This is a genomic window from Streptomyces sp. NBC_00258 (assembly GCF_036182465.1).
In the GTDB taxonomy this organism is placed as follows: domain Bacteria; phylum Actinomycetota; class Actinomycetes; order Streptomycetales; family Streptomycetaceae; genus Streptomyces.
Map to the genome: position 1 here is coordinate 8364920 of NZ_CP108081.1, position 13317 is coordinate 8378236.

A 13317-nucleotide genomic window follows, 5' to 3' on the forward strand; every position below is an offset into this window, starting at 1 on the left:
CTCCCCGTGATGGTTCGTCAGCGCTTAACCTTTGTTGCAACTGCCGTTCGTCGTGAGGTGGTTCGGCGGTAAGCGCTGTCACCGACGATCCTGCCCCACGCTAGGGGGAGACGCCGGTGTCCGCGAACAGATCCGTGTCAGAGGAACCCCGTCTGGTCCTCAACAGACCCGAGCGCAGTCGCCTGCGCCGCACACTCGCTCTCACACTCCCGGTCCCCGTGGTCGGCCTCGTCCTGCTCCTCGCCACCGGCCATCTGCTGATGCCGCTCGACCGGGTCGTCACGATCGAGGCCAAGATGGCCTCCAAGAGGGACTTCTTCGAGGACCCCGAGGTCCGGCGCATCCTGATGGAACACGGGTTCCGCGTCCACATCACGAACATGGGCTCCCGCGACATCGCCAACCAGGACGTCGAGGGATACGACGTGGTGTTTCCCTCCGGACAGCCCGCGGCGGACCTGATCACCAACAAGCGGGCGAAGGCGGGCAACCCGGTGCTCACCTACCGGCCGTTCGTCAGCCCGATCGTGCTGGGCACCTACCGGGCGTACGCCGAGACGCTGAAGGACGCGGGGGTCGCAGAGCCCCAGCGGAACGGCGGTGTCGGCGGCAAGCCGCTCTACTACACGCTCAACATGGCGAAGTTCCTGACGCTGACCGCGGACGGCAGACGCTGGGAGAACATCGGCATCAGGAAGCACGGGGTGCGGAACGGCAACAAGATCCTCGCCCAGACCTCGAACATCTGCCAGGCCAACTCCGGCGGCACATATCTCGGCCTCGTCGCCTTCGTGAGGCACGGGAACGACGCTCCGAACGGCACGCGAGAGGCGGAGGAACTCGCCCGGAAGATCAAGCCGCTGCTCGTCGAACAGGGCCTTCCCTCCGCCGAGATGGCCGAGACGTACCTGTCCCCGAACGGCAAGAGCATCTCGCCGATAGCGGTCTTCTACGAGCACCAGTACCTGGCCCACCAGATCCGCCACCAGAAAGCGAAGGGCGGGCCCGACACCGACCGAGTCCTCCTCTACCCGGACACCCGTTTCGTCACCGAACCCCAGCTGGTCGCCCTCACCAAGGACGGCGAACGGCTCGGCCGACTGGTGACGGGGAACCCCGAACTCCAGGCACGGGCAGTGGAGTTGGGCTTCAGGCCGCGGGATGCCACCGCGGACGAGATGAGCGACCAGCTGGCGAAGTTCCTGACCGACCGCCGGATCCAGGCGCCCGTCACCTCGGCCGACGACACCAAGGCGGTCCTCCCCAGCCTGTCCGTCCTGGAGCGCATGATCCAGATCGTCGGAGACTGCCCTGAGCAGCAGAAGGACCCCAAGTGAGCCGCGGGCTCCGGGTCCTGACCCTGTGTCTGGCGCTCGCCCTGACCGTCACCGTCACCGCCTGCACCGGAGACGACGACGAGAAGACCACCCTCCGCGTCCTCGCCGGCCCCGACCTCGCCGTACTGGAGCCGCTCCTCGACGAGTTGAGGGACGAGACCGGTGTCGAGCTCGACATGGACTACCGGGCCGACGCGGACACCGGTGACGACCTGGCCCCCGGCACCGGGAAGGGAAGCGGCGGGCACGACCTGGCCTGGCTCTCCACCGACCGCTCCTTCCGGCTGCGCCACAAGGACACCGCCCAGCGGCTGCTGCGTACGCCGACCATGCTCTCGCCGGTCGTCGTCGGCCTGCGGCCGGACGTCGCCCGCGAGCTGCGCGCCAAGTCACCGGGTGGCAGGCTCAGTTGGGCCGACATCGCCGATGCCGCCGCCACCGGGACCGTACGCTTCGGGATGGCCGACCCACGGCAGACGGGCAGCGGGCTCGCCGCGCTCGTCGGCGTCGCGACCGCCGCGGCGGGCACCGGCGGCGCCCTGCGCGAGAACGACGTCTCCTGCGACCGGCTGCGCGGCTTCCGCTCCGGCCAGAAACTCACCGCCGACTCCACCCGCGACCTGCTCGACGACTTCGTCGACCACCCCGGCACGGCCAACGCCCTCATCACCTACGAGTCCGACCTGCTCGCCCTCAACTCCGGTGGCCGGCTGAAGGAGAAGCTGGAGATCGTCCGCCCCGAGGACGGCATGGTCCTCGCCGACTTCCCCCTGCTGCTCCTCGACCCGGACGACCCGGACCGACGGGCCGCCTACGACAAGGTCGTGGAGTGGATCGGGCGGGACTCCGTACAGGAGAAGATCATGCGCACGGCCCTGCGGCGGCCGGTGAGCCCGTCCGTCCGGCGGGACGGACAACTGCGCGCCCCGGTCGGCAACGCGCTCTACTTCCCCGACCAACCGCGTGTCGTGGAACGGCTGTTGGACGACTACGGCGATCCCCGGCGACGGGTCCCCGACCAGGTGATCTTCCTGCTCGACTTCTCCGGGTCGATGCGCGGCGAGCGCATGGCGGCCCTGCGCGAGGCCTTCGCGGACCTCAGCGGCGCGGACTCCTCCGCGACGGGCAAGTTCGCGCGCTTCTACCAGGGCGAGCGGCTCACCGTCGTACGGTTCGGCGGCCGCGTACTGGAGGAGAGGACCGTCACCGTCGACGGGCAGAAGGACCTGAAGACGCTCGCCGACGTCGTCGCGCGCGGCGGCTACGGCGACGCGACCGCCGTCTGGACCGCCCTCGACCACGGCTACCGCACGGCCTCGACCGTGGTGGCCGACGACCCCGAACGGGCCGTGTCCATCGTCCTGATGACGGACGGCGAGAACAACTCCGGTATCGCGTACGAGGAGTTCGTACGCCGCTACGAGGCGCGGGCGGCCGAAACCCGCGCCGCGGTCCACACCTACCCCGTGCACTTCGGAGAGGCCGACGCCGGCGCACTGCGGCGCGCGGCCACGAAGACGGGCGGACGCATGGTGGACGCGCAGGGCTCATCCCTTTCCGAGGCGTTCAAGGAGATCCGTGGCTGTCGTTGACGCGCAGTGGTGGGGTGTGTGGTGGCCCTGGATGACGGTGTGGCTGGTCACCGCGGCCGGTCTGGTGGCGCTCGGTGTCGTGCTGGCGCGGCACGTCCGCGAGCGAAGACGGCGGGCCCTCGGGCAGCGGTCCGCGTACAGCATCTGCTTCTACCTCGACGAGAAGGCGGTGATGGACCTCTACCGGATCGGCAACTACAGCGCGGCGCTGGAGCAGGCGGTCGAGCACCGGACCAACGTCAACACCAGCCTGGGCCTCTGGGGCAGGCTGCTGCCGTGGACGGTCAAGGCCAACCGGGACATCAGCCAGGAGAAGTTCAGCAGTTACGTCCAGAAGAGCGAGCCGATCTCCGTGATCGGGATGCTCATGGACGCCTTCGAGCGCGCCGACGTCATCGTCCACGCCGACCTGCGCTCCGGGGACGTCACCCCGAACCGTGCCCTCGCCGAGGCCCTCGGCCCGGAGGCCGGCCGGGGCGGCCTCGCGCTCAGCGACATCGAGGAGTTCGTCTCGGTCCGCGGCCGCTTCCTGGTGGAGTCGGACTCCGCCGAGGAGATCGTGCTGCGCGCCCCGTACGGGGACCCCGGCCAGCCCGCCCACGTCCGTGTCACCTGCGCCGCCGGCGGCCTGCGGGGCGAGCGGATCAACGACGGGACCTTCCAGGCGCGTTGCCTGGGCAAGATGACCGGCTGGCGGTCGGACAGCCGCGAGGTCACGCTGGAGGCGATCGCCATATTTCGCTGACAGTCGCCTTCGCGCGGGGAACTGCCGGTCCCTGTGGACACACTAGGAGTTGAGCTCTGCCAGCGTGCGAAGGGTGAGCCGGTCCGGTGACAGCACCAGCAGGTCCGTCACGGGACCCTTCCGCCACAACTCCAGCCGCTCCGCGATCCGTTCGCGCGGGCCGACGAGTGAGATCTCGTCGGCGAACGCGTCCGGCACGGCGAGCACGGCCTCCTCGCGACGGCCCGCCAGGAACAGCTCCTGGATACGGCGGGCCTCCTCCTCGAAGCCCATCCGTGCCATCAGGTCGGCATGGAAGTTGCGTGCCGCGTGCCCCATGCCACCGATGTAGAAGCCGAGCATCGCCTTCACGGGCAGCAGCCCCTCGGCGACGTCGTCACAGACCTTCGCCCGGGCCATGGGCGCGACCAGGAAGCCCTCGGGAGCCGCTTCGAGGGAGGCCTCGTACACGTCCGTCCGCATCGGCGACCAGTACAGCGGCAGCCAGCCGTCCGCGATCCGGGTGGTCTGCGCGATGTTCTTCGGCCCCTCGGCGCCGAGGAGGATGGGCAGTTCGGCACGGAGGGGATGCGTGATCGGCTTGAGCGCCTTGCCGATCCCCGTCCCGTCCTCGCCCCGGTACGGATGCGAGTGGAACCGCCCGTCCAGCTCCACGGGCGCCTCACGCCTGAGGACCTGGCGTACGACGTCGACGTACTCCCGGGTCGCGGTGAGCGGCGACCTGGGGAACGGACGCCCGTACCAGCCCTCGACGACCTGCGGTCCCGACAGACCGAGGCCGAGCATCACACGCCCGCCCGAGAGATGGTCGAGCGTGAGCGCGTGCATCGCGGTCGTGGTGGGGGAGCGGGCGGCCATCTGGGCAATCGCCGTACCCAGCTTGATCCTTGAGGTCTGCGCCGCGATCCAGGTGAGCGGCGTGAAGACGTCGGAGCCCCAGGACTCGGCGGTCCACACGGAGTCGTAACCGAGCCGCTCCGCCTCCTGGGCGAGGGGCACATGGTCCGCCGAGGGACCGCGTCCCCAGTAACCGAGAGCGAGTCCTAGCCGCATGCACACCACTCCTGACGGCCCGTCAGATGTCGGATACCCCGGCGACTGTACGCCGAACGGCCCCCCACCCGGAAGAGCGTCGAAGAGCTCGTGAGGGTGGAGGGCCGTGGCGGAAACCGGCGGCGGTGTGTGTCAGCCGCGCTGGATCCCGGACGTGTCCTGCAGAACACCGCGGCGGCCGTCCTGCGTCTGCGCCACCAGGCTCGGGCCGCGCTGCTCGACGGCCAGGTACCAGGTGCCCGGCGCCAGTTCGGCGATCGGCGTCGGCGAACCGTCCTCCGAGAACAGCGGACGCGGCACCGGTACGGCGAACCAGAACGGCGAGAAGTCCCCGGCGGGCGGCTGCGCCTGCGGGGCCTGCGCCTGCTGCGGCTGGGGCTGCGTACCGAACGGCTGACCGGGCTGACCCGGCTGCGGCTGACCGCCGTAGGGCTGGCCGGGCTGCGGGGCACCGGCGCCCGGGTAGCCGTAACCACCCTGCGGCTGACCGCCGTACGGCTGCGGGGCGGCCGGCTTGGGGGCGGGGAGGAGGGGGCCCTTGAGGGCCGGTACGAGGGGAGTGGCGACCGCGGCGCCGGCGAGGGCCAGCGTGGCGACCAGGCTGAGGATGAGGCCGGTGCCCGCCCCGAAGTTGGTGAGACCGCCGTTGTTGTCGAAGCCGCCGGCCGGGTCGAAGATGTTCCCGAGCGCGCTCCAGGCGGCGAACACCGTGAAGGCGATGCCGAACGGGCCGAGGTCGAGACCGGCGACCTTCGGCAGCTGCGGCAGGCCGCGGGCGACGACGATCAACGCGGCGCCGATGAGGCCGGCGAAGGTGACGCTCAGGAGGAGAGGGCCACTTCCCCAGGCGTTGGGAATGTCGGCGCTGTCGCTGGCCCCGTCGATCGAGTAAATGTCGAGGAACGACGCGATCAACAGCAGAACCGCTGCTCCGATCACCACGCCGTCGCCTCGAGTGAGGGAGCGGATATTCACTTCAGGTCCTTCGTCAGTCGTCTCGTCATCGGTGGAGGCGTCGCTGTCACCATGTCGCCGTAAGGCCGCGGTGTGAAGCGCGGGGGTGGCCCCTCATCGTAGGGACGACACTATCGTCAGGCCTACAGGGGTGTCCGCCCGGATATGTGCGCTGGTCACTACCCGTGCAGGAAACTCACGATTCCCTCAGAGATTCCTTGCGCCGCCTTCTGCCTCCACGCGCTGCTGGTCAGCTGTGCGGCGTCCTTGCTGTCGCGCATGTTGCCGCACTCGATGAAGACCTTCGGAACCGTTGACAGATTGAGACCGCCGAGGTCTTTGCGGACGTCCAGACCGGTGCCGCCGCCGATGTAGTTGGAGGGGGCGCTGCCGGTGACGCGCAGGAAACCGTCCGCGACGCGCTCGCCGAGTTCGCGGGACGAGGCCACGATCGGCCGGGTGTCGGCCGCGCCGGAGTGTACGGAGCCGGGCAGGATCACATGGAAACCGCGGTTGCCGGCGCCCGCGCCGTCCGCGTGGATCGACACCACGGCATCGGCGTCGGCCTTGTTCCCGATCTCGGCCCGCTCGTCGACGCACGGGCCCCAGGAGCGGTCGCCGTCCTGCGTGAACTTCACGGTGGCGCCCTCCTTCTCCAGGACGGTGCGCATACGACGGGCGACGTCGAGGGTGAACCTCGCCTCGGTGTAACCGTCGTTGGTCGCCGTACCCGTTGTGTCGCACTCCTTCGAGTTCGTCCCGATGTTCACCTGTTGGTTGATCTCGGACGTGTGCTGGAAGTTGCCGGGGTTGTGACCGGGGTCGATGACGACGACCTTGCCCTTGAGCGGGCCGGAGGCGGCGGGGGCCGAGGCGGAGGGCGACCCGCCGGGCTTCTCGCTGTCGCTCGTCCGGCCGGTGTCGCCGGGTTGCTCCTTGCCGTCGTCCGAGGAGCCCGGCGCGGCGGACCGGCCCGACGAGGAGGACGCGGACGAGGGCGACGCCTGTGCGTCCCCGCCGGAGTCCCCCACGGCCTGCCACACCAGCCAGCCCACCAGCGCGCCCGGCACGAGCGCGGCGACGGCGACGGTCAGGGGGCCGCGCAGGGGGTGGCGCGGGGGACGGGGAGGTTCGAAGTCAGGACCTACGTACGACACGCCTGCCACCTTACGGGCAGCCCCCGGGGTCCGCAGGTTTCCCTACTCCACGCTGCTGACGGCGTCGATGACCACGCGGTGCGGGCCGGAGCGCCCCTGATCGGGGACTCCGGCCCGCCTTCGGCACGTACCTCTGTCGGGCCGGATGCCTACGTGTCGGAGATGTCGAGCCTGCTCACCTTGATGGCCGACGTGTCGTGCTCCCAGACGACGAAGAACTTGCCGGGCGCGTACTCGTCGGCCATCGGGTACGTGTCCCAGCCCGCGCCCGTGCCGGCCGGTGTCGGGTCGTCGGCGGGGCCGTCGGCGAACAGCTTGGCGGCTCCCCATGCCTTGCCGGGGCTCTTGACCTTGTAGTTCAGGACCTTGCGGTAGGCACTGGCATCGAGGGAGGTGTTCGCGATGGTCAGATACCGGCCGGCGCTGTCCGTGGTGAAGAACACCTTGGAGTCGTTGGACGGCACATTGCTGTCCAGGGCCCAGTCGGTCCAGGACAGACCGCCGTCGGCGCTGGTGGCCGTCACCGCGGAGACCTTCGACACGGCGTAGTTGCTGCGCGCGACCATGACCAGCTTGTTCGGGTCGTCCTGCGAGACGGTGAGCTGCGGTTCGCCGCCCATGTACTTGTTCGGGTCCGGGATGGCGGGGCGGGCGACCCACTTCTTGAGGTCGGTGGAGTACAGCACCCCGTTCTCCCTGCCCGACGCCCAGTACGGCATGACGTGATCCCCGTTGGCCAGTTGGAGCGGACGTCCGGCGAAGGCGAGGTTCCCCAGGCCCTCGTCGGCCGCGGTGGCCGGGTCGTCGAGCGGCATGTCGACGGCGTAGTCCTGCCAGGTGTGCCCCTGGTCGGTGCTTCGCTTGACGACGATGTCGTTGATCGGCAGACCGTTGTCGTTGTTTCCGTCGCCGTCGGTCTCGCTGTCGTCCAGGACCGGCGTGCGGCCGAGATACGCGAAGAGCTCGTCGCCCACCTGGTAGAGGGTGACGTAGTGCCAGAGGTACTCACTGGTCTCCTGCGCCAGCACCTTCGGGTGGGACCACTTCGCGCCGCCGTCGGTGGTGTACGAGTACCGGATGTACCCCTCGTCGACCCTGCCGGGCAGCGTGCCCTCCCGCCAGGCCACGACCGCGTTGTTCGCGCTGGTGCTGATGATGTCGGGGACGCGGGGGCCGTCGCCCTCGGTCTCCTGGTTCGTGTGGACCGTCCTCACGTCGGAGACCCCCGCGGCGGACGCGCTGTCGGGGGAGACGAGGAGGGCCGCGAGGAGGGCGGCGACGAGCGTGAGGAACGTCGTCAGGTAGATCGGCCGAGGTGCTCCCGAGGGCCGCTGTCCCGTTACCAGAGCCACTGCTGGTCCCTCCCCGAGCAGGTCCACTGCATGGCCTCGGTTCCGTTGGTCGTGGTGCTGTTGGGGATGGCCAGGCAGAGGGAGCTGTTGTCGTTCCGCAGCCGGTCGGTCTCGTCGTGGGCCCAGACCTGGTCGGTGTTGGCGCTGCACGGCCACTGGATGGCCTTGGCACCCCCGTCAGTGCTCGAACTCCCGATGGAGAGGCACTTGCCGGTCGCCTGGTTGCGCACCCGGTAGCCGTTCGTCACGGGTTCGAGCGTCCAGTACTGGCTCGCGCTGGTGCTGCAGGTCCACTGGATCAGCACGACCCCGTTGGCCGGATTGGCGCTGGGGACGGCGAGGCACTTTCCGGTGCCCTGGTTGTAGAGCCGGGCGTAGACGGGGGTCTCGGCGGCCGCGGCGGTCGCCGCGCTCTCGGCGGCCGACGCCGTGCCCGTCAGCGAGGAGCCCGTGAGGGCCGGCGCGCCCACCAGGGCCAGGGCCGCCAGCCCGACGGCTCGTCTTCGCACCCTGGAGGTTGCTGACGCTCTGCTCCTGGTCAACTGCTCATCCCTTTCTGCGTGTTCGAGAACGAGGGGTGGCCCTCCGAAAGAGGGCCACCCCGGTTGATCACTACCAGAGCCACCGCTGGTCCGTGCTCGTGGAGCAGGTCCACTGAATGGCTTCGGTGCCGTTGGCCGTGCTGGCGTTGGGGACGGCCAGGCATCTGTCGCTGTTCAGGTTCCGCAGGCGGTTGATGCTGTCGTGGATCCAGATCTGCTCGCTGCCGCCGTTGCACGTCCACTGAACGGCCTGGGTGCCGTTGGCCGTGCTGGCGCTGGGCATGGCGAGACACTTGTTGCTGTTCAGGTTCCGGACGCGGTAGCGGTCGCCGTTTCCGCCCTCCACCCCTTCCAGCTGCCACTGCTGCTCACCGTCGCCGCTGCAGGTCCACTGGATCAGGCCGGTGCCGTTGGCCGTACTCGAATTGGGAACGGCCAGACACTTTCCGCTGTTCAGATTGACGAGAGTCTTGTAGGCGGCCGCTTCGGCGTGGGCCGCCGTGGATAAGGCCAGTGCGCAGGCGGCCGTGGTGGCCACTGAGGCGACTCGCGCGATGATTTTCGTGGTCTTGGACATGGTGATGTGCCCCTCGGTCCGGTCGGGAACGGTGTGCGAGACGTACCCGGTCAGAATGCGGTGGGGCTCCTGGGAGTGTCGTGAGCAACGAGTCCACAGATACTGCGCTCTGCGTCTACTCCGCCTGCTCCGTCTGCTCCGGCGAGGAAAGAGCCTGGAGCCGGTACTCCTTGGGCGTGAGCCCGTACGCGGTGCGAAAGGCGCGGGCGAAGTCGGAGGCGCGCGGGAGACCCCAGCGGGCGGCGACGGTGTGGATCGGGACGGCGAGCAGCGCGGGGTCCGTCAGGTCGCGCCGGGCGCCCTCCAGTCGCAGACGGCGGATCCAGGCGGCGACCGTCTCGCCCCCGCCCGACGCCGGTTCCTGGAAGAGCCGGTGCAGATAGCTGACGGAGATGTGATGCGCGGCGGCGATCACCGGCGGTGTCAGCTCCGGGTCGTGCAGGTTCTGCCGGATGAACGCCCGTATGTGCGCGGTCATGGCCCGGTGTCGGGTCTCCGGCGGCAGGGCGTCCTCCGCGTCGAGCACCTGGGCGAACCAGGCCGAGAGGAGATCGATCAGGACCGTACCCAGGCGCGGTGCGTCGGACGGCTGGAGGAAGTCGGCCTGCCGGTCGAGACCGATGAGGAACTCCGTCAGCAGCGAGCCGGTCCCCTCCCGTCCCGACAGCCGCCGACCCAGCAGTTCCCGGACCCGGTCCGGCGACAGGGGCAGCAGTGCCTTGGGGAAGTCCACGGCCACACCCGTGACCAGGCGGCGGTCCCCGTCGTGCGGCGGTCGCACCTCGTACGGCTCCGAGGTGTCGGTCACCCACAGGTCGCGTGGGCCGTACAGGTCGGCCCGTCCGATGTGGTCGACCCCCAGCCCACCGCCGAGCACCAGTGACAAGTGGTACATCTCGGGGTCGCACTGCCGCACCATCTTCTCGGTCCGCCGGAACCTCGTCGGCACCAACGACACCGGCCACACCATCGCGGGCCCCAGCTCCAGCAGGCGCTGTTCCGCCCAGAAGTCGGCGGCGTGGTCACTGGTGATGTCGCTCGGTGCGATCGCCCGGTGGACCAGCTCACGCCAGTAGTCGAACCTGTGCTCCGCAGGCACGTCCTCGCTCCGGAACACCGTCCCGATCATCCCGCCCCGTCCCTCTCCGGCCGCCGGGCGCGCCGCCGCCCAATTCCGCCCGTGCGGAGGGTACTTCAATCTTCATACGGTGCATTCGGGTGCCACGGGAAGCCGACTCGGGCCGGACATCGCGACCACCCCTCAGCTTCAGACCCCCGACTTCAGACCCCTGGGCCCGTCCGCCGCAGCACCCGCAGCGAATCCGTCACCGAGACCTCCGTGAACGCGCCCGACTCCAGCGCCCGCAGATACACGCGATACGGCGCCTGTCCGGTGAACTCGTCCACCGGGTCGGGGAACACGTCGTGGATGAGCAGCAGCCCGCCCTCGGCGACATGGGGCGCCCAGCCCTCGTAGTCGCCGGTCGCGTGTTCGTCGGTGTGGCCGCCGTCGATGAAGACGAGGCCGAGAGGGGAGTTCCAGAAGGCGGCGATCTGCGGAGAGCGGCCGACGACGGCGACCACGTGGTCTTCCAGACCTGCCCGGTGGAGCGTACGGCGGAAGGTCGGGAGCGTGTCCATGACGCCCAGCTCCGGGTCGACCGTCGCCGGGTCGTGGTACTCCCAGCCCGGCTGCTGCTCCTCGCTGCCGCGGTGGTGGTCGACGGTGACCGCCGTGACACCGGCCTCACGCGCAGCGCCGGCCAGCAGGACCGTGGAACGCCCGCAGTAGGTACCGACCTCCAGCAGCGGCAGCCCCAGCCGCCCCGCCTCGACGGCAGCCCCGTACAACGCGAGCCCTTCCCCCACGGGCATGAACCCCTTGGCACCCTCAAAGGCAGCGAGAATCTCCGGCTCGGGCGCGGCGGGCATGGGGTTCCTCCAGGTCGTACGGGTGTCCGGGCGCCCCATGGTGGCACCACAACCGGCCCCCTGAGAGGGCAGGGGCGCAGCCCCGCCCTCTCAGGGGCGCGGGGAACTGCGCGACCAGCCCCCACTGACCCGCAGACGAACTACGACGCCCCCATCGGAACGCTCACGCCGGGCAGTGAGAGATCCAGCTCGACCGCACGGTCGTCCCCCGGATGCGTGGCCGACGAGGCCAGCGGCCCGTGGCCCAGAGCCTTCGCGGCCAGCACATACGCACCCCCGGCGGGCACGGCGAGCGCATAGCCGCCGTCCTCCCCGGAGAGCGTCGCCCCCGCCTGCCGCCCCCGCCGGTCGATCAGCGTGACCTTGGCCCGCGCGACCGGTACACCGTCGGCGGTGAGGACGCGGCCACGGAAACCGGCCCGAGCGGTCTGGCCGGCCGGGGCCGGTTCAGCCGAGACCTCGCCGTATTCGGCGTCCTCGCTGGACGCCACCAGATGCGGCTTCTCCGCGTTCACCGCGGCCCGCCGCCCCGGCAGGAACGCCGCGAACACCAGCCCCAGCAGCACCGCACCCGTGGCGATCAGGAAGGACACCCGGAAGCCCGTCATCGTGGGCACCGCGACGCCGCCCACCTGGTCGGCCGTGTTCGCCAGGACCATGCCGATCACGGCACTGGACACGGACGTACCGATCGAGCGCATCAACGTGTTGAGGCCGTTCGCCGCGCCGGTCTCCGACGCAGGGACCGCGCCGATGATCAGTGCGGGCAGCGAGGAGTACGCGAGGCCGATGCCCGCGCCCAGGACGACGGCGATGACGATGGTCTGCCAGGCGGCGCTCATCAGGCCGAGTCCGGCGCCGTAGCCGACCGCGATGACCAGCATGCCGATCATCAGGGTGACCTTGGGGCCGTACTTGGCGGAGATACGGGCGTACACCGGCGCCGTGAACATCATCGTCAGGCCGAGCGGCGCCACGCACAGACCCGCGACGACCATGGACTGGCCGAGGCCGTAGCCGGTCGAGGTGGGCAGCTGGAGGAGCTGGGGCAGGACGAGCGAGACGGCGTAGAAGGCGACGCCGACCATGATCGAGGCGAGGTTGGTGAAGAGCACAGCGCGGCGGGCCGTGGTGCGCAGGTCGACCAGCGGCGCCTTGACGCGCAGCTCCATCAGGCCCCACAGGAGGAGGACGACGGCCGCCGCGCCGAACAGGCCGAGCGTGGTGCCGGACGTCCAGCCCCAGTCGCTGCCCTTGGTGATCGGCAGGAGGAAGAGGACGAGACCGGCGGAGAGGCCGAGCGCGCCCCAGACGTCGAAGGTGCCCTCGGCGCGCATCGGCGATTCCGGTACGAAGACGAGGGTGAGCAGAATCGAGAGGACGCCGAGGCCCGCGGAGCCGAAGAACAGCGCGTGCCAGTCGGCGTGCTGCGCGACCAGGGCGGCGACCGGCAGGGCCAGACCGCCGCCGACGCCGATCGAGGAGCTCATCAGGGCCATCGCCGAGCCGAGCTTCTCGCGCGGCAGCTCGTCGCGCATCAGGCCGATGCCGAGCGGGATGGCGCCCATCGCGAAGCCCTGTAGGGCACGGCCGACGATCATCACGAGCAGTTCGCTGGTGAAGCCGGCTATCAGCGAGCCCACGACCATCACGGCCAGGCTCGCGATCAGCATGCGCCGCTTGCCGAACAGGTCGCCGAGGCGCCCCATGATCGGTGTGGCCACGGCGCCCGCGAGCAGGGTCGAGGTCATCACCCAGGTGGCGTTGCTCGGCGAGGTGCCCAGCAGCTCCGGCAGGTCCTTGATGACCGGCACGAGCAGGGTCTGCATCACCGCGACAACGATGCCCGCGAAGGCCAGCACCGGAACGATTCCGCTGCCGCTGGGCCTTCGCGTGCGCGGTTCCGTCGTTGTCCGGGTCATTACGTGCTGCCTCCAGAGGCGAGAGCGGGGTAGGTGCAGGGTGAACCCCGTGCGCCCAGGCAACTATTCCGTTGCTTCGAGCCGCTAACGAATTCTTGACTTTCTCATTACGTGGAGAAGTGGCGGGGGAGTGGGTGAGGGGCGGATCGGAAGC

The 13317-nt window shown here is 69.9% G+C and carries 12 protein-coding genes; 3 read left to right on the plus strand and 9 right to left on the minus strand.

Features of this window, described 5'->3' with window-relative positions; genetic code table 11:
- The first annotated feature begins 116 nt into the window (after nt 1-116).
- The 3 genes from OG718_RS37310 to OG718_RS37320 are packed head-to-tail and all read left to right on the plus strand — an operon-like array spanning nt 117 to nt 3674.
- A complete protein-coding gene (locus OG718_RS37310) occupies nt 117-1337 on the plus strand; it encodes a hypothetical protein (protein ID WP_328846278.1) in 1221 nt (406 codons plus the stop codon).
- Entirely contained in the window at nt 1334-2929 is a 1596-nt protein-coding gene (locus tag OG718_RS37315; RefSeq protein ID WP_328846279.1) for a vWA domain-containing protein, read from the plus strand. The genes OG718_RS37310 and OG718_RS37315 overlap by 4 nt, the downstream gene beginning before the upstream one ends.
- Nucleotides 2916-3674 (plus strand): hypothetical protein, encoded by a 759-nt coding sequence (locus OG718_RS37320; RefSeq protein WP_328846280.1) that lies wholly within the window; start codon nt 2916-2918, stop codon nt 3672-3674. The genes OG718_RS37315 and OG718_RS37320 overlap by 14 nt, the downstream gene beginning before the upstream one ends.
- 42 nt (nt 3675-3716) lie before the next feature.
- Here OG718_RS37320 and OG718_RS37325 read toward each other — a convergent pair whose 3' ends face one another.
- The 9 genes from OG718_RS37325 to OG718_RS37365 form a co-directional block, all read right to left on the minus strand.
- Nucleotides 3717-4727 carry an LLM class F420-dependent oxidoreductase gene (locus OG718_RS37325; RefSeq protein ID WP_143631477.1) on the minus strand — a complete coding sequence of 337 codons (1011 nt, stop codon included), beginning with the start codon at nt 4725-4727 and terminating at the stop codon, nt 3717-3719.
- A 132-nt stretch (nt 4728-4859) separates the two neighbouring features.
- Nucleotides 4860-5702 carry a hypothetical protein gene (locus OG718_RS37330; protein WP_328846281.1) on the minus strand — a complete coding sequence of 281 codons (843 nt, stop codon included), beginning with the start codon at nt 5700-5702 and terminating at the stop codon, nt 4860-4862.
- A gap of 158 nt (nt 5703-5860) precedes the next feature.
- On the minus strand, nt 5861-6838 hold the full coding sequence (locus tag OG718_RS37335; protein ID WP_328846282.1) for an N-acetylmuramoyl-L-alanine amidase: 978 nt from the start codon (nt 6836-6838) through the stop codon (nt 5861-5863).
- A 149-nt stretch (nt 6839-6987) separates the two neighbouring features.
- On the minus strand, nt 6988-8190 hold the full coding sequence (locus OG718_RS37340; RefSeq protein ID WP_186000966.1) for a sialidase family protein: 1203 nt from the start codon (nt 8188-8190) through the stop codon (nt 6988-6990).
- The gene (locus OG718_RS37345; protein ID WP_260694813.1) at nt 8178-8699 is read right to left on the minus strand and encodes an RICIN domain-containing protein; all 522 of its coding nucleotides are present in this window, start codon (nt 8697-8699) and stop codon (nt 8178-8180) included. Before OG718_RS37345 ends, OG718_RS37340 begins: the two co-directional genes overlap by 13 nt.
- 103 nt (nt 8700-8802) lie before the next feature.
- Nucleotides 8803-9309 (minus strand): RICIN domain-containing protein, encoded by a 507-nt coding sequence (locus OG718_RS37350; protein WP_143631464.1) that lies wholly within the window; start codon nt 9307-9309, stop codon nt 8803-8805.
- A 115-nt stretch (nt 9310-9424) separates the two neighbouring features.
- Entirely contained in the window at nt 9425-10438 is a 1014-nt protein-coding gene (locus OG718_RS37355; RefSeq protein WP_328846283.1) for an AraC family transcriptional regulator, read from the minus strand.
- A gap of 152 nt (nt 10439-10590) precedes the next feature.
- On the minus strand, nt 10591-11241 hold the full coding sequence (locus tag OG718_RS37360) for a class I SAM-dependent methyltransferase (RefSeq protein WP_143632833.1): 651 nt from the start codon (nt 11239-11241) through the stop codon (nt 10591-10593).
- Between the two features lie 140 nt (nt 11242-11381).
- Nucleotides 11382-13163 (minus strand): MFS transporter, encoded by a 1782-nt coding sequence (locus OG718_RS37365; RefSeq protein ID WP_328846284.1) that lies wholly within the window; start codon nt 13161-13163, stop codon nt 11382-11384.
- Nucleotides 13164-13317: the final 154 nt, after the last annotated feature.

Bases quoted from the DNA above. Each gene is read 5' to 3' on its own strand.
- OG718_RS37360 (WP_143632833.1), bottom strand. From the start codon at position 11,241: ATGCCCGCCGCGCCCGAGCCGGAGATTCTCGCTGCCTTTGAGGGTGCC.
- OG718_RS37325 (WP_143631477.1), bottom strand. From the start codon at position 4,727: ATGCGGCTAGGACTCGCTCTCGGTTACTGGGGACGCGGTCCCTCGGCG.
- OG718_RS37365 (WP_328846284.1), bottom strand. From the start codon at position 13,163: ATGACCCGGACAACGACGGAACCGCGCACGCGAAGGCCCAGCGGCAGC.
- OG718_RS37350 (WP_143631464.1), bottom strand. From the start codon at position 9,309: ATGTCCAAGACCACGAAAATCATCGCGCGAGTCGCCTCAGTGGCCACC.
- OG718_RS37355 (WP_328846283.1), bottom strand. From the start codon at position 10,438: ATGATCGGGACGGTGTTCCGGAGCGAGGACGTGCCTGCGGAGCACAGG.